Source organism: Cohnella suwonensis, assembly GCF_042655365.1.
In the GTDB taxonomy this organism is placed as follows: Bacteria; Bacillota; Bacilli; order Paenibacillales; family Paenibacillaceae; genus Cohnella; species Cohnella suwonensis.
The window spans coordinates 116164-142220 of record NZ_JBHSMH010000011.1; the positions used below are offsets into that span (position 1 = coordinate 116164).

At 53.7% G+C, this 26057-nt stretch carries 28 protein-coding genes; 6 read left to right on the forward strand and 22 right to left on the reverse strand.

Annotated elements, in window-relative coordinates; translation table 11 throughout:
• Positions 1-34: 34 nt before the first annotated feature.
• Complete coding sequence (locus tag ACFPPD_RS06835) at positions 35-2413, reverse strand: virulence-associated E family protein (RefSeq protein WP_209748572.1); 2379 nt, start codon at positions 2411-2413, stop codon at positions 35-37.
• Positions 2414-2510: 97 nt separating this feature from the next.
• Between ACFPPD_RS06835 and ACFPPD_RS06840 the strand changes: the two genes are divergently transcribed.
• Positions 2511-3335 carry an HNH endonuclease gene (locus ACFPPD_RS06840; protein ID WP_378081620.1) on the forward strand — a complete coding sequence of 275 codons (825 nt, stop codon included), beginning with the start codon at positions 2511-2513 and terminating at the stop codon, positions 3333-3335.
• 13 nt (positions 3336-3348) lie between these two features.
• On the opposite strand, the gene ACFPPD_RS06845 is transcribed toward ACFPPD_RS06840, so the two are convergent.
• Positions 3349-4773, reverse strand: coding sequence for a DNA-methyltransferase (locus tag ACFPPD_RS06845; protein WP_209748570.1), 1425 nt, complete (start codon positions 4771-4773; stop codon positions 3349-3351).
• Positions 4774-4967: 194 nt separating this feature from the next.
• On the opposite strand from ACFPPD_RS06845, the gene ACFPPD_RS06850 reads away from it, so the two are divergent.
• Positions 4968-5810 (forward strand): hypothetical protein, encoded by an 843-nt coding sequence (locus tag ACFPPD_RS06850; RefSeq protein ID WP_209748568.1) that lies wholly within the window; start codon positions 4968-4970, stop codon positions 5808-5810.
• Here the strand turns inward: ACFPPD_RS06850 and ACFPPD_RS06855 are convergent.
• The 14 genes from ACFPPD_RS06855 to ACFPPD_RS06915 all read right to left on the reverse strand — a co-directional run bounded on the left by ACFPPD_RS06855 (position 5807) and on the right by ACFPPD_RS06915 (position 14759).
• Positions 5807-7765 (reverse strand): DNA polymerase, encoded by a 1959-nt coding sequence (locus tag ACFPPD_RS06855; protein ID WP_209748566.1) that lies wholly within the window; start codon positions 7763-7765, stop codon positions 5807-5809. The two genes, ACFPPD_RS06850 and ACFPPD_RS06855, sit on opposite strands and share 4 nt — an antisense overlap.
• Positions 7762-8220 carry a Mom family adenine methylcarbamoylation protein gene (locus ACFPPD_RS26990; RefSeq protein ID WP_465251439.1) on the reverse strand — a complete coding sequence of 153 codons (459 nt, stop codon included), beginning with the start codon at positions 8218-8220 and terminating at the stop codon, positions 7762-7764. The genes ACFPPD_RS06855 and ACFPPD_RS26990 overlap by 4 nt, the downstream gene beginning before the upstream one ends.
• Entirely contained in the window at positions 8217-8717 is a 501-nt protein-coding gene (locus ACFPPD_RS06860) for a nucleoside triphosphate pyrophosphohydrolase family protein (RefSeq protein WP_378081624.1), read from the reverse strand. Before ACFPPD_RS06860 ends, ACFPPD_RS26990 begins: the two co-directional genes overlap by 4 nt.
• Positions 8718-8781: 64 nt before the next feature.
• Positions 8782-9372 (reverse strand): DUF2815 family protein, encoded by a 591-nt coding sequence (locus ACFPPD_RS06865; protein ID WP_209748563.1) that lies wholly within the window; start codon positions 9370-9372, stop codon positions 8782-8784.
• A gap of 92 nt (positions 9373-9464) precedes the next feature.
• On the reverse strand, positions 9465-10655 hold the full coding sequence (locus ACFPPD_RS06870; protein ID WP_209748561.1) for a DUF2800 domain-containing protein: 1191 nt from the start codon (positions 10653-10655) through the stop codon (positions 9465-9467).
• The gene (locus tag ACFPPD_RS06875) at positions 10652-11179 is read right to left on the reverse strand and encodes an HNH endonuclease (protein ID WP_209748559.1); all 528 of its coding nucleotides are present in this window, start codon (positions 11177-11179) and stop codon (positions 10652-10654) included. Before ACFPPD_RS06875 ends, ACFPPD_RS06870 begins: the two co-directional genes overlap by 4 nt.
• A complete protein-coding gene (locus ACFPPD_RS06880) occupies positions 11176-11502 on the reverse strand; it encodes a hypothetical protein (RefSeq protein WP_209748557.1) in 327 nt (108 codons plus the stop codon). Before ACFPPD_RS06880 ends, ACFPPD_RS06875 begins: the two co-directional genes overlap by 4 nt.
• Positions 11502-11939 (reverse strand): hypothetical protein, encoded by a 438-nt coding sequence (locus ACFPPD_RS06885; RefSeq protein ID WP_209748555.1) that lies wholly within the window; start codon positions 11937-11939, stop codon positions 11502-11504. The genes ACFPPD_RS06880 and ACFPPD_RS06885 overlap by 1 nt, the downstream gene beginning before the upstream one ends.
• A gap of 109 nt (positions 11940-12048) precedes the next feature.
• Positions 12049-12177, reverse strand: coding sequence for a hypothetical protein (locus ACFPPD_RS06890; RefSeq protein ID WP_378081628.1), 129 nt, complete (start codon positions 12175-12177; stop codon positions 12049-12051).
• Between the two features lie 171 nt (positions 12178-12348).
• Positions 12349-12666 carry a sporulation initiation factor Spo0A C-terminal domain-containing protein gene (locus ACFPPD_RS06895; protein ID WP_209748553.1) on the reverse strand — a complete coding sequence of 106 codons (318 nt, stop codon included), beginning with the start codon at positions 12664-12666 and terminating at the stop codon, positions 12349-12351.
• Between the two features lie 197 nt (positions 12667-12863).
• Positions 12864-13049, reverse strand: a complete 186-nt coding sequence (locus tag ACFPPD_RS06900; protein WP_209748551.1) for a hypothetical protein — start codon at positions 13047-13049, stop codon at positions 12864-12866.
• Positions 13046-13459: a hypothetical protein gene (locus tag ACFPPD_RS06905; protein WP_209748548.1), complete on the reverse strand. Its 414-nt coding sequence runs from the start codon at positions 13457-13459 to the stop codon at positions 13046-13048. The genes ACFPPD_RS06900 and ACFPPD_RS06905 overlap by 4 nt, the downstream gene beginning before the upstream one ends.
• Positions 13434-14399 (reverse strand): ParB N-terminal domain-containing protein, encoded by a 966-nt coding sequence (locus ACFPPD_RS06910; protein ID WP_209748546.1) that lies wholly within the window; start codon positions 14397-14399, stop codon positions 13434-13436. Before ACFPPD_RS06910 ends, ACFPPD_RS06905 begins: the two co-directional genes overlap by 26 nt.
• 126 nt (positions 14400-14525) lie before the next feature.
• On the reverse strand, positions 14526-14759 hold the full coding sequence (locus tag ACFPPD_RS06915; protein ID WP_209748544.1) for a helix-turn-helix domain-containing protein: 234 nt from the start codon (positions 14757-14759) through the stop codon (positions 14526-14528).
• A gap of 96 nt (positions 14760-14855) precedes the next feature.
• On the opposite strand from ACFPPD_RS06915, the gene ACFPPD_RS06920 reads away from it, so the two are divergent.
• From ACFPPD_RS06920 to ACFPPD_RS06930, 3 genes are all read left to right on the forward strand, one after another.
• A complete protein-coding gene (locus ACFPPD_RS06920; protein ID WP_209748542.1) occupies positions 14856-15284 on the forward strand; it encodes a helix-turn-helix domain-containing protein in 429 nt (142 codons plus the stop codon).
• Positions 15271-16317, forward strand: coding sequence for an ImmA/IrrE family metallo-endopeptidase (locus ACFPPD_RS06925; RefSeq protein ID WP_209748540.1), 1047 nt, complete (start codon positions 15271-15273; stop codon positions 16315-16317). Before ACFPPD_RS06920 ends, ACFPPD_RS06925 begins: the two co-directional genes overlap by 14 nt.
• Positions 16318-16388: 71 nt before the next feature.
• Positions 16389-17429, forward strand: coding sequence for a site-specific integrase (locus ACFPPD_RS06930; protein WP_209748538.1), 1041 nt, complete (start codon positions 16389-16391; stop codon positions 17427-17429).
• A 69-nt stretch (positions 17430-17498) separates the two neighbouring features.
• Here ACFPPD_RS06930 and sufB read toward each other — a convergent pair whose 3' ends face one another.
• From sufB to ACFPPD_RS06960, 6 genes are all read right to left on the reverse strand, one after another.
• Positions 17499-18896 (reverse strand): Fe-S cluster assembly protein SufB, encoded by a 1398-nt coding sequence (sufB, locus tag ACFPPD_RS06935; protein WP_209748536.1) that lies wholly within the window; start codon positions 18894-18896, stop codon positions 17499-17501.
• A gap of 18 nt (positions 18897-18914) precedes the next feature.
• Positions 18915-19364 (reverse strand): Fe-S cluster assembly sulfur transfer protein SufU, encoded by a 450-nt coding sequence (sufU, locus tag ACFPPD_RS06940; RefSeq protein ID WP_209748534.1) that lies wholly within the window; start codon positions 19362-19364, stop codon positions 18915-18917.
• Complete coding sequence (locus ACFPPD_RS06945) at positions 19348-20577, reverse strand: cysteine desulfurase (protein WP_209748532.1); 1230 nt, start codon at positions 20575-20577, stop codon at positions 19348-19350. The genes sufU and ACFPPD_RS06945 overlap by 17 nt, the downstream gene beginning before the upstream one ends.
• A 2-nt stretch (positions 20578-20579) precedes the next feature.
• The gene (sufD, locus tag ACFPPD_RS06950) at positions 20580-21881 is read right to left on the reverse strand and encodes a Fe-S cluster assembly protein SufD (protein WP_209748530.1); all 1302 of its coding nucleotides are present in this window, start codon (positions 21879-21881) and stop codon (positions 20580-20582) included.
• 17 nt (positions 21882-21898) lie between these two features.
• Positions 21899-22678, reverse strand: a complete 780-nt coding sequence (gene sufC / locus ACFPPD_RS06955) for a Fe-S cluster assembly ATPase SufC (protein WP_209748528.1) — start codon at positions 22676-22678, stop codon at positions 21899-21901.
• Between the two features lie 165 nt (positions 22679-22843).
• Positions 22844-23410: a DUF1802 family protein gene (locus ACFPPD_RS06960; protein ID WP_209748526.1), complete on the reverse strand. Its 567-nt coding sequence runs from the start codon at positions 23408-23410 to the stop codon at positions 22844-22846.
• 772 nt (positions 23411-24182) lie between these two features.
• On the opposite strand from ACFPPD_RS06960, the gene ACFPPD_RS06965 reads away from it, so the two are divergent.
• Positions 24183-25931: an alpha-glycosidase gene (locus ACFPPD_RS06965; RefSeq protein ID WP_209748524.1), complete on the forward strand. Its 1749-nt coding sequence runs from the start codon at positions 24183-24185 to the stop codon at positions 25929-25931.
• Positions 25932-26057 lie beyond the last annotated feature (126 nt).

Below are 26057 nucleotides of genomic sequence, written 5' to 3' on the forward strand. Positions count from 1 at the left end.
TGATTCCACGATCATTTCTATCGAACCGTTAGAATCAACAAGTGATTCCAATGGTTCCGCCGTCTTTCACTGGAATCACCCTATCGAACGCAACGGACTGCCCATATTCAGGTACGCGGACTTTCCCTTTCTGCTCTTCCCATCCCGGCATGCGACGCATGATGTCACAGATGGCGCGTGCCTCCCATTTAGGGATTGCCGCCGCCCGCTGACCGAAGCACTCTGCCCAGATCATCGCGGCGCAAACGCGCTTCCGCCGGTAAGGCTCGGTGCCAAAGTCGTCTTCGACTGGCTTGTCCAGCCACTCTTGAATGATGCCTTCGCGCGGGTCCGACTCCAGGTGACTCGCTTGTCGCAGCTTTGCCGCCTCCGCGGCATCCCGATCCAGTGCTAAGGACTCCCCCGCCTTTAATAGGTGAAGCGCCTCCGCCCATATTTGCCCGACAACGTCCGCCGTGAGATCGTCCCAATGACTCCGCCGCGCCCGCAACGGGTCAACCTCGACGGGCCAAAAGCGGCGGTTCCCGGTCTCGTCCCGCAGGAAATCCCGCGTATTCGTCGTACCGAAGAACACGCATTTCCGCGGGAACTCCGATACCTGCCGATCATAGGCAACCCGGTAACGATCTTCCGTCTTCGATAGAAACGCCTTGACCTCGTCGACCTCGGATTTCTTCATCGCCGACAGCTCACCGATCTCGAAGATCCATCCGGCTTGCAGGTGCTCGCCGGCTTCTTTGTTCTCGAACGTCCGCAGCGAATCGCTGAACCAATCACGACCAAGCTTTGCAAGTAGCGAGCTCTTCCCGGCACCTTGCGGCCCCACGAGAACCAGCATCTCGTCGAACTTGCAACCCGGGCGATACAGCCGCGCGACGGCGGCTAGTAGCATCTTCCGCGTCACCTGCCGGACGTAATGCGTATCCTCCGCGCCGAGGTAATCGATGAACACGCGATCGAGCCGCGGTGTGGCGTCCCACGTAAACGCCTCGATGTACTCCTTAATCGGATGGAACCGATTCGCGTGGACAACTTCGGTGAACGCGTTCTGGATCGTCGTCGCCGCGCGCATCCCGTACACCTTCGAGAACCAATGCTGGAGCCGCTTGTCGTCCGCACCGAGCCACGGCTCGTATTCCTTGTGTGGCCGCTCCCGGTCCCGCCACGGCAGCGCCTTCCGAATAACCTCTGCATTCCCGAATGCGTCGTACGCGAGCGCACCGTGCCACATGTCGTGCGAGAGGATCAGTTCAACATTGCCGGCCGTCGGGAGAACGTCGCCGGTCTTGTGATGGCAATCGAGCCGCTCCTTCCAGCTATCGTCATCGGGGTCCGGCTCCTCGCCCGCCGGCTCAGCCGTGTCCATGTCGCCGAAATCACCCTGAATGTCGGCCATCTTCAGCCGCTTGACCTCCGGCAGCCCGACAGCGAAATGCTCCATCGCGATGTGACTCGGCTTCTTGGCGTCCGGCGTGAACTCCTTAACCCGCTCGTCGAGATGACCGAACTTGTGAACCCGGACGAGGTCGAACAGGTTGTATGTCCTGCCGTCGGCGACCGGGTCGGAGTCCTGGTGGGAGAACGCGAGATCCTGATCCGGATAAATCTCGAGACCGTTTCCGGACGAACCCGGCACGTACGTATAGCGGTTCGGCATGCTGCCGGACACGTAGATGTCGGAAAGAAACGTGTCGATTCCCTCTTCGATCGTGTACGCCCGGCAGAATAGCCCGATCGTGCCGTGCTTCTCCCGCGGATCCTGTGCGCGCTTCCCGGCGAGAACCGGCGCCTTATCTTCGGCGTGCCGCGGCCACTGCATCACATCTTGCCAGTCGTCGTATTCGGCCAAGATCGCGTCCGCGTCCAGCGGCCCGCCCTCGTAAACGTCTAGCACCGGTTCCGCATCCTTGGAGCAGCTCGGTAGGTACATCAGGCGGTGTACGTGAAACGTCGTCTTGTCGAAATAGTCCATGCCAATCATCTCCGCGAGCTTCCGGCTGACGGCCGTGTATTCGTCCGGCGATAGCGCCCGGTCAACCGGGACGATAAGGCGATACTTCGGCCGCGCCGGGCGATGACTGTGCGTCGAGTAGATGACGTACGCCGTGCCGCCAAGGACGAGCTCGACCATGAACGGGAACGTGTCGTCCGCGCGGTCCACGTCCAGCGTGATCAGGCAGCGAGAGTCGATTGCTTCCTTCTTCCGGCGGCCGCCGCGGACAAGCCCACCGACAAACGCAGGGCCGTCCTTCGCCTTCCCACGGCCGACGTTGTGCATCGCGTCGTACTGCGCCATCGTCTCCGCCGTCCGCCGGACCTTCCGCAGCCGCTCGACGAACTCGTCCCAGCTCATATACTCCGGCTTCCAGTTCGTGTCGGCGCGGTGCTTGCCGAAACTAATGTCTAGCTCCATTGTTTCACTTCCTTGTAGAAACGAGTCTCCTAGCATTCGACAACAAATGGTATAATGTGGGCACCTATATCTACTATTGCTCGGAGGCGTTCAAGTAGTGCCCATTAACATTCAACCTGGAGATGTTCTCAACAATAATGACATCTCAACGTTCTTTCTTTGTTCTAGCCAAGGCGGAATGCGCAGATCTATCCGGACCAATTCTCTCGTCATAGTTTCCGACCATACGAAATCGCTTTATGAAGATCGTTGGGAAGGTGACGTTTTTCACTACACCGGAATGGGCATGAATGGCGACCAGGATATTAACTTTATGCAAAACCGAACCTTAGCTGAAAGCGGACATAACGGAGTTGAAATACATTTATTTGAAGTGTTTGAACCAACTCGTTACATTTATATAGGACAAGTTAAGAATGTTGCCTCTCCTTACCAGGAGGACCAATTGGGCGAAAGTAGAACTCCTCGCAAGGTATGGATTTTTCCTTTGGTAGCATTAGGACCCCGGCCAATCATTCCATCAGAAGTAATTGAGAGAAAAGCCTTAGAAAGAGATAAGATTGCGCGGAAGATGTCTGACGATGAACTTGCTGAAAGAGCTGCTCATTCAAGCAGACGTCCTAGTCGGCGCGAATCCACCGGCACAGTCTTCGAGCGAAATCCGTTTGTCACTGAAAATGCAAAACGTTGGTCTAACGGAATTTGTCAGCTATGCGATCAGCCAGCTCCATTCCAGAATAAAAAGGGAGAACCCCACCTCCATACACATCATATCGATTGGCTTTATCGCGGTGGTGACGACTCAATTGAAAATACAGTTGCTGTTTGTCCGAACTGCCACGATAAATTACATATCCTGAATCGCCCTGGAGACGTTGCTTTTTTGAAACAGAAAGTTCGTCGCTATTTACTTAACAACTAGTTCCAATTCCTACTTACGCCATTAGCGCTTCCCATTCTTCATCTGACATGTTCCGGGTAACCCCCGTTCGTGTCTCGATGATTTTGATGTATTCCGCTTCGCGCTCGATACCGATAAAATCGAAACCCTCACGTTTTGCCGCGACAAGTGTCGAACCGCTACCTGCGAATGGATCCAAAACAACGCCGCCCGGCGGAGTCACAAGCCGTACCAGCCATCCCATAAGCTCCGTCGGCTTTACGGTCGGGTGTGTGTTGCAGTTGCCACGATCAGCCTTACTGGCTTTCTTACTGATTTCTAGTGGTGATACATTGAAGTAGGGCGAATAGAACGCGTCCTCGTCAGTCGTTACACAATTCGCGGGAAAGCGACCAGCGTTCATAGTTCCGGTAAAATCAACATCTTGTTTCCACTCGCCTGTTTTATCGATCGTCGCCCCTGGAGCAAAGCGTTTAACTGTGTATGTCATTTCTTGCTTGCTTTCATCTGCAACTCGACAACCATCGATATTAAGCGCCCCGGTCCCTTTTTTCTCAACGTTCTCAGCAACTGTCCCGATTAATGGCTTCCGCACGACGATGATCGGCTCATGAGCCGGTTTCAGTGCCGTCCCCCAGCCTTTCCACTGTTTGGCGAGTTCAGTCGCTGGTGCGGTTATATCGATAACACGTCTCTTTGTGCTACCCGCGTTTTGCAACGAAGCGATTCCGTTTTTGAAACCGCCAGCTGTTCCTTCATCGCCACTTACGATTGCCTCTCCGATTTTTTCACGCTCGCCCCATGAATCACCGGGTTGCCCTTTTCTTCCGTTCAGCCTCCAAACTTCGGAATCCATTTTGTCGGTTAGCATGAGGAAACGCTTCAACTGATTCCATTGCTCAATTTTCGGGACTTGTGGTTGGCTTGCCTGAGAAGTCCAATGTCCCGCCATCCCGCTAGTACCAAAATAGTCATCGATGTCTCGATTGGTTTTCCCTGACCTGTCACGGCCTTCAGCAATAAAACGAGTTACGGCATAGATATACGGCATGTCTTCATCTCTCCGACGATCGAACGATTTTCCTACGTCCATCGACTTTGGGAAGCCGCTGAAATACAACCATTCGATGACATCTCGAACCTCGAAGCCGGCCAAGCGTAGAGCGATTGTCATAAGATCCTGTGTGCGCGTGCCGGCGAATACTAACGCGTAACCGCCCGGCTTTAATACCCGGTAGACTTCCCTCCAGATCGCCGGTCCAGGGACGAATGAGTCCCACGACTTTCCCATGAACCCGCTGCTATGATGCTCGTAGTCCTTGCCTGCCAGCCACTTCGCGAGCACTTCGACCGCATCTGGCTCCTTGGATAGTCCATAAGGCGGATCTGTCACAACCGATTCGACCGAAGCGTCAGGTAACTTGCGAAGCTCTTGGGAGCAATTCCCATGTATGATCAAACCAGCATCACCTCAAATTCTGATAGTCAACAATTCGCGGAAAAGGTAGAATAATGTAAAAACCTCTAGCAGTTGAAATTGTGGGATCCAGGAAAGACGGTTTTTCAAACGATACTTATGATTCAGCATTTCTAGCTCTCCAAATGTCCTTGCTTGACGTGATCAATAACATAAAATAGAGAGGTAGATACTCGATGAGTGAAGAAAAGAAAAAACTGCAAATCGGTCTTGTTATGCCAATTGCCATGATCGACAATTGTGGCCCCGAGCATTGGATAGATGTAAAATCGATAATTGTTGAAGCCCTGAATGACCATGAAAAATACGATTTTGAAGCAAGAATTGTAAGTGAGTCTGATAGTAGCGGTTTAATTCACAAACGCATCGTCCACGGTTTATACCATTCAGATATAGTAATTTGCGATGTAAGCTGCAAAAACCCGAATGTAATGTTTGAGCTAGGGATGCGATTGGCTTTTGACAAACCGACAATTATCATAAAGGATGACAAAACAAATTTTGTCTTTGATACAAGCGGAATCGAGCATGTTGAATATCCAAGAGATTTGCGATTTACCAAGATGGTTGAATTTAAGTCAACGTTGCTGCGGAAAGTGGTTACTACTTACGAAGATTCCATTTCTGATCCAAATCACTCACCCTTCTTGGGAAGCTTCGGAGAGTTTAAGGTAGCGAAACTATCTGAGACTGAAGTAACCCCCTACCAACTACTATTGGATAAGGTTGATGACCTTCAGAGGGATATTAATACAATTCGAATGAAGCCAATTGATCAGATAATTGAAAGATATGAGTCTGATATATTAACTCGAGCAAGAGCAATAATTAGAAATGTTGTTGTAAATAATTGGAGTACTACAACTGGTCTTCCAGGTCAGACAATGAAATTAACTCGAGAAGTTAATGAGCAGCTAAGCAATCACGGAATAAAAAACCTATCTAGTGAATTTATTTCTGATTGCATTAAATCGCAGATAAATGCAATCAGAAACAATACCAGCGACAACGAAAGCTAATCCTTCTGGTAGAACTCGCACTCGAACCCCGCAGCCTTAAGCGGCAACCCCGGCGCCCAACTGATCGGCCGGCTCATGATCTCCGATACGTGATCAACGGAGCCGGTCCCGATCTCCGCGTCCGCCACGATCTCATCATGAACATGCATGTTTACTTCGTAACCCTCGTCATCCAGCCGCCCCAAGCTCTCCGCCAAGCAGTCCCGCGCGATCGCCTGTACCAGGTTCTCGACGAGCCGACCGCCATACGTCCGGTGACACATCCACTTCTTCTTAACCTGATCCATCCCGTCGAACACGAGCCCTTCCTTGTCGAAGTTCGGGTCCGGCTTCAGTCGCGGATTGACGTATGCGAGACTCCGGCCGCTCGGCAGATCGGCGAACAGCATGCCCGCCTCGTACCGGTATTGGACGCCGTGCTTCAGCTTTACCGTCGTCTTCTCCCGCACCGCGGTAACCGCCGCGTTCTCCGTCGCGTACCAGAGCTTTCGGATGTTCGGGTTCGCATCGCGCCACTGCTGGACGAGCCGCGGATACTCCGACGGATCGATCTCCTTCTTGGAGTCCATCGCCTCGAGCGCCCGCTCGCCGCCTTGGAAGCCGCAGGCGAGAACGGCGACTTTCCCACGTGCTCGTAGCTCGTAGTTGGCGTGGCCTTTTACGATCGTTTCGAACGGGACGCCGAACATATTAGCCGCCGTCGCCTCGTAGATTTTGCCGTGCCCCTTGAATACGTCGAGCACCCACTTCTCGTCGGCGAGCCACGCGATGACGCGCGCCTCGATCGCGGCGAAGTCGCTGACGATGAACCGGCGACCGTCTGACGGAACGAACGCGGTGCGGACGAGCTGGGAAAGCACGAACGGCGGAGCGCCGAACAGCATCTCCAGCAGATCGAAGTCACCAGTCCGCAGCGTCTCCCGCGCGAGTGCGAGGTCCTCGATCTTGTTCTGCGGCAAGTTCTGCACCTGAATCAGCCGCCCGGCCCATCGCCACGTCCGGTTCGCCCCGCAATACTGGAGCAGACCGCGCGCCCGGTCGTCGCCGCCGATGGAGCGAGCCATCGCGTTGAACTTGTCGACGCTGGTCTTGCCCATCTCCTGCCTAATCTCAAGCATCCGATGCGTCTCATCGTCCGGCGCTGCTTCGAGTAAACCGGGCATGAACTCTTTCGAAAGTCCGTCCGGCGTCTCTAGCCCTCGATCCGAGAGCCACGCCTTGAGTTGTGTCAGGCTGTTCGGGTTCTCAAGCCCGGTCAGCTCCTGCGCTTCCGCGACGAGCCGCGTCTCATACTGCGCGTCGCAGTCGATTGCCGCTTGCATTAGCACCCGGTCGAGCCGGACGCCGCGGTCGTTGATCCGCTGGTCCAGCGCCCAGAGCCGCCACTCGTGCGCCGGCACGGGGAAACGCGCAAGCTTCTGCGCGACCTCCCGCTCGACGACGACGTCCTGCTGGCAATACGCTTTATAAAGCTCCCACTTCTCGGGGTCATGGTGCGGGTAGTTCCGCTCGCGCAGGCCGTTCGTCTTCGTCGGCTTGCACGGAACGGAGAAATACTTGATCAGCGCCTTACCTCTTGCGTCCTTCTGCGCGTCGAGCTGAAGCACTTCGGCTACGCCCTCCAGGTATCCCGGGAGCCCAAGCGTCAGTGCGTGCGCCGCGGTGCATCTCCATTGAAGTGGATCGCAATAGATGCCGAAGTGCTTCCCGATCGTCCCGCGCTCGAACGCCGCGTTAAACGCCGTCTTGATGACCGCGGGGTTTACTAAATCATCCATGACATACGCGGGCAAATCTTCGAACGCTGTTAGGTCATATACCCACACAGGGCCATCGTCGTAAGCAAAGGCGAATAGGAGAATCTCGAAGTCCGGCGCTTCGATGTACCGATGCATGCCGCAAGTTTTCAGGTCAACGGAACTGAACGTCTCGACGTCGATGCGAAGAGTGGTCATGGGCTTCTCACCCATCTTGTTTTCGGAGAAAGGTCGCGTTCTGCTCTCTCGGCACGTGAGGACCATCCAGCCTTACGTCTACGAGTCGAACCTACCGGAAACCAGCCGTCCGCACGGTATATCGTTCCTTTGTGGCCTTGGCCAGTGCTCGAATATGAGATAAGTCCCTTAATAGATGGCAGATGTTTGCGGATGTGCTTTCGGGACAACGCGAGAGCCCGGCTTTCGGCATTTGGCTCTGTTCCATCGATAAGATACATCCGAGTAAGCTCAAGCAGCGCAGTCTGGTCCAGATTGCGAGCTGTCGGTCGCCCCCACATCATTGCTCCGATTCTGTTTCCGGTGTCATCCAAGATCCAGAGCCGGATCTGTGCGCCTGGCGGCGTCGATTTAAGGTAGTGCCGTTCCGCTATCCAGCGATCCAGTTCCTTCGATCGGCTAAGCTCCACCTTCACAGCTTCTTCCCTCCGTGGCGGATCGGCCGCGTCGCGTTGTATGTCATCTTCTCCCGGATCGCCGCCTCGAGGTCGATTCCGACGTGCCCGCAGAAGTCGAAGATCCGGATGACCGTGTCGGCCAGCTCCGTCGGGATGCCGCAAGGCTTGTCCCCTTCGTACCAGATTTCCGTGAAGCCGCGACCGTTCCGGTAGTCTTCGACGGCCTCCGCGATCTCGGTAACCATGAGCATGGTCGCATCGCCGAAGGTGCGCGGCTCCTCGTACCAGCCTTTATCGATGGCGTTCTGGTGCGCAGAGGTGACGAACTCATTGATGGTTTTGTATGGGAGTTCGTTAATTGGAACCGCTTCGAGGGCTCCAATCCTAAATCCGAGAAACGCCCCATCATCAATGATTTGATACTTTCCGAAGAACATGTTGTTAATCTCCCGTACATTTACTACAGAACCCTTTGCAGGGCCGTTGTTCAAATCGGTCAATATCTTGACTCTCATCTATGTTTCCTCCCGAAATTAGAGATAAGAAAGGGAGCCCGTTACCGAACTCCCTCCAAGTCGATTAATCTAAGTAGCTTTCGTCGTCGACGTCCGCATCGAACTCTTCGTTCGCGAAGTCGTCGTTAACGCTCGAGCGGCCGCCGAGGAAGTCGCCGTCTTGCACTTTGACAACGTTGTTCAGGCCGGCTGCGACGCCGCGGTTCCCTTTTGCGTCGAAAGGGTAAAAGTTGAGCGACACGCGGGCGAAGCAGCCGGAATAGACTTCCGTCGTGTCCGTGATTTCCGCGAACTTCGTTTTGCCGTTCGCGTCCTTGCCGATCGGCTTCGCGACGCCCGGCTTGTTCTTGGCCGAAGCGTTGAGGAAGTAATGCCCCGCGTATGCTTCATCGTCCGGACGCTCCTCGTCTCCGTCGCGAAGTGGCGTTTTGCAGTTGGCCGGGATCTTGCCACCCCACTTGCTCTTGCCGAGCTCCTTGGCCGCGTCGATCGCCGCCTTGATTTTGCGGAGCGTCTCCTTGTCCGATTTCGGAATGAGAATCGCCGTGCTGTACTTCGCGTCACCGCCGTCGATGGATTGCGGCTCGAACACGTGGCAGTAAGAGAGACGAACCTTGCCGGTCAAAACTTTGGTTGCTTGATTATCGATAGCCATATTGGAGTAGCTCCTTCTATTTTGAGTGTGGTATCCGGAAGACCATCTTCCGGAAGTCATTCGATCAACGTGGTAATCAGCGATATCGCCCATTAGCTAAAGTCCTCCCCGGCGAAGTCCGCATCGACACTGTTCATCTCCGACCGCGGATCCGTCTCTGGTACATGAACCGGCTTCCCGGATGGCTTCACGATCAGGCCGTCCAGCAGCTCCGCGAGCTCCTTCTTGCCGATCTTCTTGTCCAAGTCCCCGATGCCTAGAAGCTCCTGCGGCTTGAGATACTTGTCCGTCGGATGCCCGGCGGCGGCGAGCGCCGCCTTCGCGGCTTCCTTGTCCGTGATGGCCCGGTTGCTTCGACCCTCGACGAGCTTCCAGCCCGGCACCTTCTGGCCGGACTTCGCCGACTCGAACGCGAATTCCTCTACGTCCGCGGCCCACTTCTTGAGCTGCTCGGCGACGTAGAGAATCGATCCGATCTCTTCGAGCGAGAGAAGCGCCGGGTCCTTAAACTCGTATGCGAGCGCGGCCATGTTGGCATCGGCGCGGGCGCGGCAGTTCCCTTTCACTTTGCACCAGCGACAATGGTCACCCGCCTTGTGCTCGCCTTCTCCGGCATAGGCCAGCACGGCGGCAGGCCCGACAACAGTCTCCGCCCACTCCAGCAGCTCGTCGACGGTTATCGTGTCCGTGCTCACGCTGTCGAGCCGCGGCTGCACGATCGTCATCCGAATCTCCTGAATGTCATAGAGGAAGTTATACGCCGTCCATGCGCCGAGGCCATAGAGCCGCATCTGAGAGTTACCGACGGAGCTGACCGGCACGCCCTTGCCGTATTTCAAGTCGATGATCTCCATCACGCCGTCGGCGATCAGGACCACATCACCGGTGCCATACCCTTCCGGCACCCATTCGGAGAAGTCGAGCTGCTCCTCGAGGAGAATCACGGCATCAGCGCTCCGCGCCTTGGCGGCCATGAATCGCTCCTCAACGACATCGACGTAATCACCGACGGCGTTCTCCATCTCGGGGCCGTAATGCTTGGACGCCTCCTTGAAGTCAGCGATATACTTGTCCAGCTTCTCGCGTTCGGTTTTGTTGCATGGCGTCAGCCTTCGCTGCAGGATCTTCTCGGACAGCTCGTGCGCCGCTGTTCCCTCGTCGGCGTACTCGCTTCGCGTATCCGGCACGCTCTCCTGAAGCCGGGCGCTTGGTGGACATGAAATCCATTGGGAGGCTTTAGAGGCTCCCAGTAAGGCATGTTTTCGCTCTGCGTGTTGGGTCATGTTGCCTCCTTGGAGTAAGGCATCATGACCGCTCTCGCCTCAGCAGCGATTCTTCCCGCCACATGTTTTTCATCGAAGTAACCGAGAAACTTGTTTTTCCTATCTACCATGACCTGCGCAATCCATTTCCGGTTCGTATTGCACCAAGAGACACCACGATAACCGGATTTGTTATTTCGCCGATTGACCCTCTTGTTCTGGGCATTTTCCGCTGATGAGGCGATTCGCAGATTACTTCGGCGATTATCCAGAGTGTCCAAGTTGACATGGTCAACTTCGCTAATATCTGGTGTTGACGTTAACCAGCGATGAAGCTGAACCGTTTTCCGTCGACCGTTTAGGGATTGTTTGCCGTAAACGTAGAACGATTGCGTTGGAGGATTCCAGCTCGCGTACCACGTGTTCGGAAAATTCGTCGCTAGAGGGAGATCACGGGTATCGATAAACGTCTCGAGCACCGAGCCATCATTTCGGTTGAGCAGGATTGTCGTCTCAGAACCCTTGACGATGAAACGATTCTTCAATCCCAACACCCCCGCCTCTGCCTCCCGTTCAGTGAATCTTGTAAGATGCGGATCTCCTCTTTGAGCTTGTCCATGCGCTCCTCAGCTTCCTGGGCGCGGCGGATCGCATACGGCCAGCCTTGGCGGGCTTCGGCAGTAAAACGGGCATCGGCTTCTATGTCATTCGCCGCCGTAAATACAACCTGACGCGAGCCATCATTCTCCCAAAAATCCCGCACGACATGGATACTTACCGCTACTATCCACGGTCCCGGCGTCGCTGCCTCACAGATCGCCAGATCGGCGTCGAGGTCGCGCGCAGTTGCCTGCGCGGTCGCCGACATTAGAGCGTCTCCAGACGAGCGAGGAACGCCGCGCGTTCATTCTCCGGGACGAGCGTGATCGACTTCGCACCGAACTCATCAAGCAATGCCTTAACGTTCGCCTGCTTGCCGCCTTTCGCGACCTCGGCCGCTTTGGCGCGAAGCTGCTCGACGGTAACCGGTTCGGCGTCTCCGCCCTCTTCTTCGGTTTCGGCTTTGTCCGGATCTTCTGTCTCGGTTTCTCCCGCGTCCGGTTCATCGGTCGCCGGAGCCGATCCTGCCTTCGGCTCTTCCGCTTTTGGCGACTCCGGCTTATTGCGTGGCTGACGGGCTTTCGGTGTTTCCGGCGCGGCGACTGGTGCGGCGGTCGGTATACCCGTCAAGCCAGCGGCCAGCGCGGAGAGCTCGTTAAGGGATTCGGCGGCGTTTTCGCCGTTAATTATGATTTGAACAGCCATGGATGATTCCTCCTGATTTACAAAGAATGTAATAAGCGTTACAATGACGGTGAATGTTTTGTCTTGCGGCCCCTCTCACGGCTCCTACCCCGTGATGGGGGTTTTTAATTTAGAGCGGTTTCCACTGACCTGCACGCCTAACGAGCCACCGAACGAACCGACTCGGCCGGTATTCGCGCCACGCTTTGCCCTTCGGCTTCGTATCCCCTGCCTGCTTACGGCGTCCTGCTTTTCCCATCTCCATCACCTCCCGTATAGGATCAACTGCTTTTTACGGCCGTAGCGGAGCCAATATGCCGTGGAGTCCGTAGACAATTCGCGTTGTCTCTTTAGGCGTGTACTGGATGCGGCGGTAAGCACCGCAGATAAATAACCAACCCTTCATTTGTTGTTCACCTCACTTTAGTTTTCAAATCAGCCCATCTTCCGTCCTAAGCTTGTCGGCGATATTCGCGATAAACTCGCTGTTGCTAGATTTCTTGACGCCATTCCTGGCAGCGCCGGTCTCGATCGCGTGCCGGATGCAACGTTCGACGCGGCTGGCCGTCGTTTCGAATCGACTGGCAAGCTCGCGATACAACTTCGTCACTGCCGAGTTGGCTAACCGAAAATCACGGTAAGACATCATGGCTGCTGTTTTCAGGTACGAATAACCGGACATGTTCTTCGGGATTTTCTCCCCCTCCAGCTCAACGACGATCCGTTTGACCAAGTCTTGATCGTTCAATTTTGTTCACCTCGCTTTATTGGGCTTGTACGCTTACTGGCTTCTCATGGATCGAGATGATCCGGTTGTCTGGATAGCGGCTAGCGTAATCCGACTCGGCATCGAAATGAGTGCCGGCTACTACTTCTGCAAAGGCCGATCCGCGTTTTGGGTGACTGAATCGTACGATGTAGGTTTTCATTGCTGTTCACCTCGGTTTAGTGGGCTTGTTCGATGAATGGATACTTCTCGTGAAAGAACTTCACAGGCACTTTCCCCCGTTCCGTCCAGAAGCCTTTCGCTTTCAACTCGTCGTTCAATGCTTTGATTCGCATTTGAGCCGTCCGGATTGTTCCGCAACCGAGAAGCCGTTGGATGTCGATTGTGTCATAAAAGTGTTTCATTGGCTGGCGGCTCCTCTCCCAGCAGCTTGTTCTTCAAGGTGATCGAGCCGGGCATCAACCTTAATCCAAGTGTCCTGAGTACCGTTTAAGGTGCGAGAAAGTTCTGCTTTCTGGCGGCGAAGGATTTCGGGAGATTCGCATGATTCCACCATTTGGTAGAGGTGAAAGCGCTGCTCGCCTTCGGATGAAGCGTCGAATGCGATGAAGCATCGAACACCATGAGCATCTTTAATCGATGCGATTTTCCGACGAGCGTGTGCAAGGGCAGCTTGTTCTTTTGCCTTTTTCTCATCCCAGTTAAAGTCATCAAGTAAATCGGGCAAAACTTCTTTTATTGAAAAAGGAATCTTTCCGTACTTCTCGATGAGTTTCTTTGCTTCGGATTCAATTTGCTTTCTCGATCTTCTCATTGGTCACAACCTTTCTCGGACCCTTGAGCGCTTCGCGCAGGCCGTTTTGTAGTAGGGTTAATTCGTCGATCCCAAGTTGCAGCCATTCGATCGCATCTTCAATCTGTTTACGATTAATCCGACGTGACACCCAAGCGTCAATGCGATCCTGCGTTACCATGCCGTGCATGCGGAGCGCGCTTTCGAGCAGATTGTGAATTTTCTTGGTATGCTCACCGACAAGCGTCGCATCGGCAAGGCGTTCGTCCCGCCGCTTCTTGCTGTCCCTGAATCGCGACATATATGCGTCTCGTTCCACTTGCGTCATCGCTCGCATGATCTTACCGTGTTCGATGCGATCTTTTAGAGGAACTGTAAATTCGGAAAGCTCGGGAATCCGTTTCAGCAGTTCCTCGTACTGTTCCACTTCCGACGGAGCCCTCGCTGCTTGGATCGCCTGTTTCTTAGGGAAATCGACAAGAACGGGATGGCGTTCGACGGCTCGACTGTGCTGACGTGCTTCATGGATGGACTTCCTTGTTGTCCCGAGCATATCGGCAACTTTCTCATCTGAATGAGTTGTTTCCGGCCTTCCACGTTTTTTTGTAACCTCAGGTGACAATAATTCGGATTTCAAAACTTCTTTCGCAGTTTCTACGGCCGCAATCAAATTCTTGGACTGTTCGTATGGTGTTAGGTCTTTCCGCTTTGTGTTCTCCTCCAATTCGATCAAACGCTTCTCCTGTTCCGATAAGTCAGGCATATACCGGACAGTGATCTCTTCCCATTCGAGCAACTTACAGGCCTCGAGCCGACGATGGCCTGCGATCAAGCGCTTGTGCTCATCGATGATGATTGGATGGAGCAAACCTCGTTGGCGGATGCTGTTAGCGAGACTTACAAGATCGCCGAGATCATCGCGAAGACGTTGACCGATAATGATTTCATTAATGGAGAGCAAAAAAGTTCACCGCCAATCAAATTAAATTTGAGTTTTGGTCATGGCAAAACAAAAGCACAAATATTACTTGCGCAAATTATATTTTAGTTATATACTTTTCTATGTGGATATCAAATTAAATTTGAGTCAATCGGACGAAAAAAATGCAGGATCCAGTAAATCTGGAAATAAGTCATCGTCTGGAATACCGAAGTAATATTCCATTCGCTTTAACAGCTTAGTTCCGGGAATTGAGCGTCCTTTTTCAAGCTCGCGTAAATGGGTTTCAGTTATTTCTAAGTCGGCAGCAACTTTACGTTGGGTTCCTTTTGATTCGCGGGCCTCAATAAGTTTGTGGCGGACTCGCCCCAATGCTTGCATTTGCATCACCCCTTTCATCTTGTAGGAATAATATATCACTCAAATCTAATTTGAGCAATACCCATTTTAACAAATTTAATTTGTGGAGGGTTAACCTTGTCTTTAGGTCAACAAATTAGGGCGCACCGATTAAAACGAGGACTAACGCAAGGGCAGTTAGCAGATAAGTTAAGCATGACCGAAGCCAATATTTCTAGTTATGAACGAGATAAGAGCATGCCACCTAGCGAAGTACTCAATAAATTAGCTAATATTTTAGGCACGTCTACCGACATACTACTCGGAAGAAAAATTTCGATCGAGATTAACGGGGCATCAGCATCTAAAGTTCTAAAAGAGTTAAATGAACTTAACCAGCAATTAAACGTAGAGGGTGTTATGGACTACGATGAGCCCGAACCCGAAATTCGAGCAATCCAGCGAGCTGCAAAAAACATGTCACCAACAGATAAGAAAAAGATGTTAAATATGATCAAAGCCGCGTTTGAAGAGGCGTTCAAGGGAGAGAGCGATGACAAAACCTGATTACGCCGCCGCTGAAGGATCGGCTCACAGATTGCTCGAAAAGTATGCATTGAATTCATTACCTGTTGATTTAGAACGTATATTTAATGCCTTTTCTAATTTGCAGATTAAAACTTATACGTGGTTTGCAGAATTTCACAGAGTCACGATTGATGATGTTATAGAAATTGCAGATAGTGAACACGGGTGTTGCTGGTACATGTCTGACAAGTGCCAGTACATGATACTATACAACGATACAATCCCAAACATCGGACGCATCCGTTGGACGATCGCGCATGAACTCGGCCACTATCGACTTAAGCATAATGAAAAATCGGATAAGACCATTATTAGCAGAAGTCGCCTATCTAAACACGAATACGATGTGCTAGAAAAAGAAGCCAATTGTTTCGCACGAGCATTACTTGCTCCATCGAGTGTACTGGTCGCACTGGGTAGGCTCGATGTTATGCTCATTTCAGATATGTGTCGTATCTCCTTTGAGGCAGCGGGTAATGTTATGAGCTTCCTTAAGAAGGGCTTTGAAATGGGACGCGTTTATACCGAAAATCGTTTAACTTCTCTTTTCAGTAAAACCATATTCAATCACGTTTATGCACACACTTGTACTGAATGCCGTTCTGTTTTTGCGAGCGAGATTTGTTATTTCTGCCCTGTCTGTGGTTCTGACTCAATCATTAAAGGAAGGAGTTTAAACAATATGATCTATTCTGGATTTGAAACGGATGAAAACAGTCGCGTCAAAGTATGTGCTCGTTGCGAGAATGAGGAGGTAAGTAATCAAGGCGAATACTGCAAAGTATGTGCCGCCCCAGTTGTAAACAAATGTACCAATATCCATCGCGACATTAATGGTTACATTGAATGGGAGTGCGGTACACTTGCGTCAGGTAATGCTCGCTACTGCATTAATTGCGGTGAGGAAACTGTTTTCTTTAAAAAAGGACTATTGAAGTCTTGGAATAGTGTAATTGAGGAAGAACGTCAACTAGCAGAACTTGAAGCAGTGTTTGCAGAATTGAAAGTATAATCACGCGCTCACCCGAGAGAATCGGTTTATTATAACCTTTTACCGAACATACGTTCTAAAGGAGGAAAAACATGCCTGTTTACAAAGACGAGGAGCGCAAAACGTGGTATTTCAAAGTACGCTATAAGGACGTCTATGGCAGGAACAAACAGGCCATGCGTCGAGGCTTCAAAAAAAGGAGTGAGGCCGTTCTAGCGGAGGCTGACTTCATGTCGGGGCTTAAAAACATGTTCTCTGATGAAGTTACGATCGACGAAATTTTCCAGCACAATCTGAAACACAAGAAGCTAAAAGTGAAAACAGTCCGCCGGAGAAAAAACGAATACAACCTACACATAAAACCTCGCTTCGGCCACTTGAAAGTTAAAGATCTGAATACCCAGCAAGCGGTCGAGTTCAAGAGTGACTTGGAGAATAACTTTACGTCCCTCAACAGCGCACGAACTGTGTACAGCAATTTTAAGATATTGGTCAATCACGCCATCAAATTTTTTGGACTGAAAGTCGACCCTACTTTAGCTGTCGGCTCGATCCAAAGGGTTAAGCCGAATATCAGCTTCATTAAGCGAGAGGAATTCGATAAACGAGTAAACGGGTTTACGGATCACTACTACCTGGAACTTACTCGCTTACTCTTCTACACTGGCCTTCGAGTCGGGGAGGCAATGGCGTTGACTTGGGATGATATTGATTTGGAAGCCAGCCAGTTGTTCGTGAACAAGACGATGGACATCACAACAAGAAGCATCACATCCCCAAAAACAGCAGGCAGTGTCGGCTACGTTCCGTTCCCACCATTAATCAAAGAGATGCTTCAGAAGATAAAAAAAGAATCCGCAGAGAAACACTACGGATTCAACAACTCATATTACGTGTTTGGCGGACCGGCGCCATACCACTACTCTCATTACCGGCAGAAATACAAAGCGGTTTTCCCTGAACTCCGTATTCACGACTTGCGCCACAGTTATGCATCGCACCTTATCAACAGGAAGAAAGACATCTACCTGGTGAAAGAGCTGATGCGGCACGATGACATCAAGCAAACGGCCAATACTTACGGGCATTTGTACACCGAACGTAAGCATGAAGCAATGGACGCTTTTGATTGATCCGGTATCAATTCGGTATCAACGCCCCGAATAATCAACCATTTTTCCTTTATTTATAACGCCTCATGCTCAGCCGATACTGCCTTCCATCTCGAACTTGATGAGACGGTTCATCTCGACCGCGTACTCCATCGGCAGCTCTTTCGTGAACGGCTCGATGAAGCCCATGACGATCATTTGCGTCGCTTCGGCATCCGTCAATCCGCGGCTCATGAGGTAGAACAATTGGTCCTCGGACACCTTGGATACGGTCGCTTCGTGCTCCAGCGTAATGTTGTCGTTCATGATTTCGTTGTACGGGATCGTGTCGCTCGTCGATTGGTCGTCGAGGATGAGCGTATCGCACTTGATGTTCGCTTTCGCGCCTTCGGCGTTGCGGCCGAACGATGCCAGACCGCGATACGTCACTTTGCCGCCGTGCTTGGAGATCGACTTGGAGACGATCGTCGAGCTCGTGTCCGGAGCCAGGTGAATCATCTTGGCGCCGGCGTCTTGGTGCTGGCCTTTGCCCGCAACGGCGATGGAAAGAACCATGCCTTTCGCTCCGCGGCCTTTCAGGATGACCGCAGGGTATTTCATCGTCAGCTTGGAGCCGATGTTGCCGTCGACCCACTCCATCGTCGCGTTCTCTTCGGCGACGGCGCGTTTCGTGACGAGGTTGTAGATGTTCGGAGCCCAGTTCTGGATCGTCGTGTAACGGACGCGGGCGTCCTTCTTGACGATGATCTCGACAACCGCGCTGTGGAGCGAGTTCGTGCTGTAGACCGGAGCCGTGCAGCCTTCGACGTAGTGAACGGAGCTGCCTTCGTCGGCGATGATCAGCGTACGTTCGAATTGGCCCATGTTCTCGGAGTTGATGCGGAAGTACGCTTGAAGAGGAACCGTGCATTGCACGCCCTTCGGCACGTAGATGAAGCTTCCTCCGGACCATACCGCGCTGTTCAGCGCCGCGAACTTGTTATCCGCGGGAGGGATGACCGTTCCGAAATATTCTTTGAAAATGTCCGGATGCTCGCGAATCGCGGTGTCGGTATCCATGAAGATAACGCCTTGCTTCTCGAGATCCTCTTGCATGCTGTGGTAGACGACTTCGGACTCGTATTGGGCGGATACGCCGGCAAGGAACTTCTGCTCGGCTTCCGGTATGCCCAGCTTGTCGAACGTCGCTTTGATTTCTTCGGGCACTTCTTCCCACGTCTTGCCTTGCTTCTCCGAAGGCTTGACGTAGTATTGGATGTCCTCGAAATCCAGATCGTCCATGTTGCCGCCCCACTTCGGCATTTCCATCTTGCGGAATTGCTCCAGCGATTTCAGGCGAAATTTCAGCATCCATTCCGGTTCGCCCTTCATCTCGGAAATCGTGCGTACGATTTCTTCGGTCAGACCTTTGCCGGATTGGAAAATGGCTTTGTGCTCATCGCGAAAACCGTATTTGTATTCGTCCAAATCGGGCATTTGCTTCGCCATGTTCATCAACCTCCTCGTTTATTCTTCAATACCTTCGTGCTTGCCGTGCCCATGTTCCACGCCTTTGCGGAGCGCGTTCCAAGCGAGCGTCGCGCACTTGATCCTGGCCGGAAATTTATTGACTCCCGATAACGCCTCGACGTCTTCGTAATCGCCGAATTCGACGGCTTCGCCTTTCATCAGCGCGGAAAATTTGTCCGCGAGCGCCAGCGCTTCCTCGCTCGTCTTGCCCATGACCGCTTCCGTCATCATCGAAGCCGACGACATGCTGATCGAGCAGCCTTCGCCCGTGAACTTCACGTTGCGGACGACGTTGTCCTCGATCTGCAGCTGCAAGGAGATGCGGTCGCCGCAAGTCGGGTTGTTCAAGTTGACGGTGACGGAATCTTGCTCGAGCTCGCCGCGGTTTCGCGGCGTTTTATAATGATCCATGATAACGCGGCGGTACAAATCATCTAGTTGGCTCATAACCGAAAAACTCCTTTGTCTTCACCAGCGATTCGGCCAGCCGGTCGACATCGTGCTCGGTATTGTACAGATAGAAGCTTGCCCTTGCCGTCGCGCTCACCTTCAGCCACCTCATGAGCGGCTGCGCGCAATGATGGCCCGCCCGAACGGCGATGCCGTCCGTATCGAGCACCGTCGCCACGTCGTGAGGGTGAACGTCGCCGAGGTTAAACGTCACGAGTCCGACGCGATCCTCGCGCGGACCGTAGATCGTCAGCCCCTCGATGGCGGACATCCGTTCCATCGCATACCGGGTGAGTTTGACTTCGTGATCGTGAATGTTGCCGAGTCCGACCTGCTCCAGGAAATCGATCGCGGCGCCGAGGCCGACCGCTCCCGAGATCATCGGCGTGCCGCCTTCGAACTTCCACGGAATTTCCTTCCAAGTCGAATCGTACAGCTCGACGAAGTCGATCATCTCGCCGCCGAATTCGATCGGCTCCATGTTCTCGAGTAGCTTCGCTTTTCCATAGAGTGCCCCGATTCCGGTCGGACCGCACATCTTATGGCCGGAGAACGCGTAGAAATCGACATCCAGCTCCTGTACGTCCACCTTCATGTGGGGCGTACTCTGCGCGCCGTCGACGACGATGATCGCGCCGTTGCGGTGCGCGATCTCCGCGATCTTCTTGATCGGATTGACCGTGCCGAGGACATTGGATGCGTAGGCGATGGCGACGATCTTCGTATTCGCCGTCACCGTCGCTTCCGCGTCCGCCAGCGTGACCGTGCCGTCGGGCTGCATCGGAATGTATTTCAGCGTCGCTCCCGTCGCCTTGGCGGCTTGCTGCCAAGGGATCAGGTTAGCGTGGTGCTCCATCTGCGTGATGACGATCTCGTCGCCTTCCCGCAGGTTCTGGCGCGCGTACCCGGAAGCGACGAGATTCAATGCGGTCGTCGTGCCCCGGGTGAAAATGATTTGGCGTGAAGCCGGCGCGTTCAGGAACTTCGCGACTTTCTCGCGGGCTCCCTCGTACGCGTCCGTCGCGCGCGATCCGAGCGTATGGACGCCGCGGTGAACGTTGGCGTTGTCCCACTCGTAATAGCGCTTGACGGCTTCGATGACCGACCGCGGCTTCTGCGTCGTCGCCGCGTTATCCAGGTATACGAGCGGATGCCCGTTAATATCCTGATGGAGAATCGGGAATTCCGCTTTTAATGCGATCGGGTCCATGCTCAGCCCAGCTTTCTTTCTAAGATGCGGTGCAGTTGCTCGCGCAGCCCTTCCAGAGGGATCTCGGATACGACCGGATCGAGGAATCCGTGAATGATCAAGCGTTCCGCTTCTTTGCGAGAAATGCCCCGCGACATCAAGTAGTACACTTGATCCGCGTTGACTTGGCCGACGCTCGCCGCGTGGCCCGCCTTCACGTCGTCTTCGTCGATCAGCAAGATCGGATTCGCGTCTCCGCGCGCTTTCGGGCTCAGCATCAGCACTTTCTCCGTTTGCTGGCCGTTCGCTTTCGTCGCGCCCTTCTCGATCTTCGTGATGCCGTTGATGATCGCCGTCGCTTCTTCTTTCATGACGGCGCGGGTGATCATGTCGCTCTCGGTCGAACGGCCGAAATGCACCGCTTGCGTCGTCAAGCTCATGCGTTGGTTGCCCGTGCCGATGGAAATGATTTTCGAATCGGAAGTCGAACCGTTGCCCTTGAGCACCGATTTCGTATCCGTGATGGCGTTGCCGTTATGCAAGTCGCCGATAATCCATTCGACGCGCGAGTCGTTGTCGAGCACCGCGCGGCGGTAAGCAATGTCGATCGCGCTTGAGTCCATCTGGTGAACGGCCGCGTATTGAACGACCGCTCCGGCCTTGGCGAATACTTCTACCGCGCTGTTGTGCAGCAACGTTCCCGTCGCGTTCGCGAGCCCGGAAGCGAGTTGCTCCACGAACGATACGCGGCTGTTCGTTTCCGCGACGACGAGCACGTGAGGCATGAACGTCGCTTCCGCGTCGTCCGCGAACAGAAGCGCCTGAATCGGCTCTTCGATCACGACGTTCTTCGGCACGTACAGGAATACGCCGCCGTTCCATAACGCGCCGTGAACCGCGGATAGCTTGTGCTCATCCTTGGCATAAGCGGTCATGAAGTGCTTGCGGAACAATTCCTCGTGATTGCGAACGGCGTCTTCCAAGCTCGACAGGATGACGCCCTGCGCCTTGAGTTCTTCGGAAAGCTTCGCATAAACGACGGAGGAATTATGCTGGACGATCAACGAGCCGCTGTTCTCCGGCAACAAAGCGGCGATCGGAGCCGGCAGATCGGCCGCGGATGCGACCGGTTGTCCCGGACGGTTCGAGCCGTAATGATCCAGCGTCCAACGGGTTAACGGCAATTTCTCCGGTTTCGGCAAGCCGAGCCGAGCGGAAAGCTCTCCGGCTTCCTCGCGCTGCGCGACGAGCCAAGCGGGCTCGTTCTTGCTGCGAGCGATAGCTCCCGCGGCTTCGCGGCCGAAAGAGGTGGTTGGTGTACTCATCGATGCTGCGCCCCCTCTTAAGCTTGGCCGACGGTCTCGTCGACGATGCCCAGTTCTTCTTTAACCCAGTCGTAACCTTCGGCTTCCAGACGGTGAGCAAGCTCGGGTCCGCCGGATTTCACGATGCGACCTTGCATCATGACGTGCACGAAGTCCGGAGTGATATAGTTCAGCAAACGCTGGTAGTGAGTGATGATCAAGAAACCGCGATCTTCGGAACGCATCGCGTTCACGCCTTCCGCGACGATGCGCAGGGCATCGATGTCGAGACCGGAGTCGATCTCGTCGAGGATGACGAGCTTCGGCTCGAGCAGCATCATTTGAAGAATCTCGTTGCGCTTCTTCTCGCCGCCGGAGAAGCCTTCGTTCAAGTAACGGTGCATGAACTCGGGGTTCATTTCCAGTTCCTTCATCTTGCCTTCCATTTGGCGGACGAATTTGATGAGGGAAATCTCGTTTCCTTCGCCGCGACGCGCGTTGATCGCGCTGCGCAGGAAGTCGGCGTTCGTGACGCCCGTGATTTCGCTAGGATATTGCATCGCGAGGAAAAGGCCCGCGCGAGCGCGCTCGTCGACGCCCATCTCCAGCACGTCTTCTCCGTTCAGCGTCACGACGCCGTCGGTCACTTCGTATTTCGGGTGTCCCATGAGCGCGGACGCCAGCGTGCTCTTGCCGGTGCCGTTCGGTCCCATGATCGCGTGGACTTCCCCGCCATTAATTTTAAGGTCGATCCCTTTCAGGATCTCTTTGCCTTCGATAGACGATTTCAAGCCTTGGATTTCGAATTGAGTAGACATTCCCTAACCTCCATGTTTCTATGCGGATCAATCGGTGTAATCAATCCTTAATTATAATCATTTTAATTTGATTCTCATTGATTCTCAATAACAATTTTATGAAAGAAACGCCGAAAAAGCAACCGGGCCTCTTCCCACTAGGGGGAGAGGTCCGGAACGGTTCGGTCAGCCGGCGATCCGGCGTTTGACGTCGGCTACCATCTTCTCGAAATCGTTATCGTTAAGTACCGGTGTCATAGAAGCGGACGATACGTCCTCGATCGTCAACCACGATTTGCAGCCGCCGTAGCTCTCGAGCATCGGGATCTCCTGAGCCTCGTCGAACTTGAACACCCGCAGGACGAGTACGTGCAACGGTTTCGTTTTTTTCCACTTCAGCCGCTCCTCCGCGTAATCCTCCGTCCAGATATGCAAATCTTCCAACCGCTTCAGCGTCTCCGAGTCCGTCACTTCGATGTCTTCGACGACTTCGGCGTACGACGTAATGCGCGCTTGCCCGCTCGCGCTCTCCGCCTCGGCCTGCGTCTCCCCGATCAGAGCGCTCGCTTCCGGCTTAACCAGATGCGGCCGCTGATGTTCGAACGACGGAAACAAATAAAATTCGTGGCTTTCCAGCCGGAATTCCTTCGTCTCTTCGGATATGCCGCCCTTGCGCAACACGATGATCTGGCGGCCCGCCTCAAGTGCCTTGACGGCCACGGCCCACTCCCGCAGCGCGATCGCGTTTTCCATCTATGTTTCTCCCCCCCGCTTCATGCCATGTCGCATTATTATAGCATAGAAGTAGCGGTTATCGGGGGAGATCCCCTCTCTCCACCAGGGCAATCGCTTACGAAAACGCGAGACAACCATCCGATAAGAGATAACCGTCAAAATGACCGTTGTCAATAAACAAACGACATCTTAGTGGATGGTTTACGGGCAAATTGGTGGTTAAAGTTCCCATTTGCCTTGTCTAATGGGGGTTGTAGAGGACATAACGGTCAAGATGACCGTTATGTAAGGGGGGATGGGTTCTCTGAACAATCATAACGGTCAAAATGGCAGTTATCGCATTCGTCGACTTGACCGAAACGACTCCTGCCAATCCGTTGATCTCGTTAGCGATTGCCCTGCTCTCTCCACGACGGTCCAACAATTAAACGGTTCCAATTCCCTTCATTATATCGTATAATCGGGTTAACGAATTTGAAGGCCCTGCTGCCTCGTCGAAGACGAAAGGCACAACCTCGGAGCTTTAGCATCCGAAGTTGTGCCTTTTTTTGTTGTCCCGGACGCGGTTCCGCAGCCTTAATCCCACTTAAATTGCGAGTTCAAAAAGTTCGGTTATCAGCACCGAGAAGATTGAAAGAAGCTAGGGAATGAGGATCGGAGCGTAGGCAAACCTACGTGAGAACCGGAAGTCCCGGCTGAATTCAAGATTCGATGCCGAATAAGCTTCCTGATTCGCTTCGTGATCATAATCGGACTTTTTGAACAACCACTAAAAGGAGCTCATCCATCCATGCTTAGAGAAGCCATCTACCATCGTCCGAAAAACAACTGGTCCTACGCCTACGATCGCGAGACGGTGCACGTCCGCATCCGCACGAAACGGGACGACGTCGCTCTCGTCACGCTTATTCACGGCGACAAATACAATTGGCATGCCATCGGTCCCCAAGAAACGCCGATGGCGGTGTTCGCGCAAGACGAATTGTTCGACTACTGGCAAGCCGAGGTTCGCCCCGAATTCCGCCGGCTGAAGTACGGCTTCAAGCTGCAGTCCGGGGACGAGATTTGGTGGCTGAACGAGCAAGGCTTCCATGCGGCGCCGCCGTCGAACATTTATTTGTATTTCGAATATCCGTTCCTGAACCCCGCGGACGTGTTCGCCCCGCCGGCTTGGGTTAAAGAAGCGGTCTTCTATCAAATTTTCCCCGAGAGATTCGCGAACGGAGATCCGTCGATTTCTCCCGCCAACGCGGAGCCATGGGGCGGCGAACCGACGACGTCGAACTTCTTCGGCGGCGATCTTCAGGGCGTCATCGAACACCTCGACCATCTGGAAGCGCTCGGCATCAACGCGATTTATTTTAATCCGTTATTCGAAGCGCCGACGAACCATAAATACGACACGATCGACTACATGAAAATCGACCCGCAATTCGGCACGAACGAGAAAATGAAGGAACTGGTGAACGCCTGCCACGCCCGCGGCATCAAGGTGTTGCTCGACGCCGTGTTTAACCATAGCGGCAGCCGTTTCCCGCAATTCCTCGATGTGAAAGAGCTCGGCGCGAACTCCCGTTTCGCCGACTGGTTCCACGTCAAGGACTTCCCGCTCGAAGTTCGAGACGGCGTGCCGACTTACGACGCGTTCGCTTTCGAGCCTCACATGCCGAAGCTGAACACGGAGAACGAGGATGTGAAAGCCTACTTGCTCGAAGCGGCTCGTTATTGGATCGAAGATATCGGCGTCGACGGTTGGCGGCTCGACGTCGCCAACGAAGTCGATCACCGGTTCTGGCGGCAATTCCGCGACGTCGTCAAGAAAGCGAACCCGGAAGCGTACATTCTCGGCGAGATCTGGCACGATTCGCAGCCGTGGCTCGGCGGCGAGCAGTTCGATGCTGTCATGAACTATCCGCTGACGGAGGCGATGCTCGACTACGCGGTTCGCGGCACGCGCGACGGCAAGCAGTTCGCCGATCTGGCCGGTTACTTGCTCGCGGCTTACCCGCAACAGGCGACGGAAGCGGCGTTTAACCTACTGGGCAGCCACGACACGCCGCGCTTGCTCACGCTGAGCAAAGGCGATAAGCGGCGGATGAAGCTGGCGACGGCGATCCAATTCACGCTCGCAGGTACTCCGTGCATCTACTACGGCGACGAGGTCGGCTTGGATGGCGAACAGGATCCCGGCTGCCGCAAGTGCATGGAGTGGGACGAGTCCAAGCAGGATCGCGAGTTGTTCGGCTTCTTCTCCGAGCTCGTCCGCCTGCGGAAAGAGCACCAGGCGCTGCGCGACGGCTCTTACGAGCTGCTCTACGCCGAGGCGGGCAACAATGCGCTCGCTTACGCCCGCGAAGCGGACGGCGAGAAGTTCGTCGTCGTGTTGAACGCCGGCAAACGGAAAGCTTCCGTTGCCATACCGGCGAGCAAGGACGCAACAGCGCGCATCGTGCATGGTGAAGGCGAAATCTCCCTCAATGGCCGCAAGCTGCGCGTGTCGCTGCCGCCGCTCGGCTACGCTATCGTCAAGCTGGACTAGTCGGCGGTAGAGTTAGACGGTTTGGACCAGTAGCATTGCATTAAAATATCAACAATTTGTCAAGGTGTTTTTCCGTAAGTAAAATGTGCTAAATTTGTATTATTTTATTTAATCATGCAATAAAAA

What these genes read in the sequence shown, in the direction of transcription:
- ACFPPD_RS06835 (WP_209748572.1), bottom strand. Translation starts at nt 2,413, where the DNA reads ATGGAGCTAGACATTAGTTTCGGCAAGCACCGCGCCGACACGAACTGG.
- ACFPPD_RS06850 (WP_209748568.1), top strand. Translation starts at nt 4,968, where the DNA reads ATGAGTGAAGAAAAGAAAAAACTGCAAATCGGTCTTGTTATGCCAATT.
- ACFPPD_RS06855 (WP_209748566.1), bottom strand. Translation starts at nt 7,765, where the DNA reads ATGACCACTCTTCGCATCGACGTCGAGACGTTCAGTTCCGTTGACCTG.
- ACFPPD_RS06860 (WP_378081624.1), bottom strand. Translation starts at nt 8,717, where the DNA reads ATGAGAGTCAAGATATTGACCGATTTGAACAACGGCCCTGCAAAGGGT.
- ACFPPD_RS06865 (WP_209748563.1), bottom strand. Translation starts at nt 9,372, where the DNA reads ATGGCTATCGATAATCAAGCAACCAAAGTTTTGACCGGCAAGGTTCGT.
- ACFPPD_RS06870 (WP_209748561.1), bottom strand. Translation starts at nt 10,655, where the DNA reads ATGACCCAACACGCAGAGCGAAAACATGCCTTACTGGGAGCCTCTAAA.
- ACFPPD_RS06880 (WP_209748557.1), bottom strand. Translation starts at nt 11,502, where the DNA reads ATGTCGGCGACCGCGCAGGCAACTGCGCGCGACCTCGACGCCGATCTG.
- ACFPPD_RS06885 (WP_209748555.1), bottom strand. Translation starts at nt 11,939, where the DNA reads ATGGCTGTTCAAATCATAATTAACGGCGAAAACGCCGCCGAATCCCTT.
- ACFPPD_RS06890 (WP_378081628.1), bottom strand. Translation starts at nt 12,177, where the DNA reads ATGGGAAAAGCAGGACGCCGTAAGCAGGCAGGGGATACGAAGCCGAAG.
- ACFPPD_RS06900 (WP_209748551.1), bottom strand. Translation starts at nt 13,049, where the DNA reads ATGAAACACTTTTATGACACAATCGACATCCAACGGCTTCTCGGTTGC.
- ACFPPD_RS06905 (WP_209748548.1), bottom strand. Translation starts at nt 13,459, where the DNA reads ATGAGAAGATCGAGAAAGCAAATTGAATCCGAAGCAAAGAAACTCATC.
- ACFPPD_RS06915 (WP_209748544.1), bottom strand. Translation starts at nt 14,759, where the DNA reads ATGCAAGCATTGGGGCGAGTCCGCCACAAACTTATTGAGGCCCGCGAA.
- ACFPPD_RS06925 (WP_209748540.1), top strand. Translation starts at nt 15,271, where the DNA reads ATGACAAAACCTGATTACGCCGCCGCTGAAGGATCGGCTCACAGATTG.
- ACFPPD_RS06930 (WP_209748538.1), top strand. Translation starts at nt 16,389, where the DNA reads ATGCCTGTTTACAAAGACGAGGAGCGCAAAACGTGGTATTTCAAAGTA.
- sufB (WP_209748536.1), bottom strand. Translation starts at nt 18,896, where the DNA reads ATGGCGAAGCAAATGCCCGATTTGGACGAATACAAATACGGTTTTCGC.
- sufU (WP_209748534.1), bottom strand. Translation starts at nt 19,364, where the DNA reads ATGAGCCAACTAGATGATTTGTACCGCCGCGTTATCATGGATCATTAT.
- ACFPPD_RS06945 (WP_209748532.1), bottom strand. Translation starts at nt 20,577, where the DNA reads ATGGACCCGATCGCATTAAAAGCGGAATTCCCGATTCTCCATCAGGAT.
- sufD (WP_209748530.1), bottom strand. Translation starts at nt 21,881, where the DNA reads ATGAGTACACCAACCACCTCTTTCGGCCGCGAAGCCGCGGGAGCTATC.
- sufC (WP_209748528.1), bottom strand. Translation starts at nt 22,678, where the DNA reads ATGTCTACTCAATTCGAAATCCAAGGCTTGAAATCGTCTATCGAAGGC.
- ACFPPD_RS06960 (WP_209748526.1), bottom strand. Translation starts at nt 23,410, where the DNA reads ATGGAAAACGCGATCGCGCTGCGGGAGTGGGCCGTGGCCGTCAAGGCA.
- ACFPPD_RS06965 (WP_209748524.1), top strand. Translation starts at nt 24,183, where the DNA reads ATGCTTAGAGAAGCCATCTACCATCGTCCGAAAAACAACTGGTCCTAC.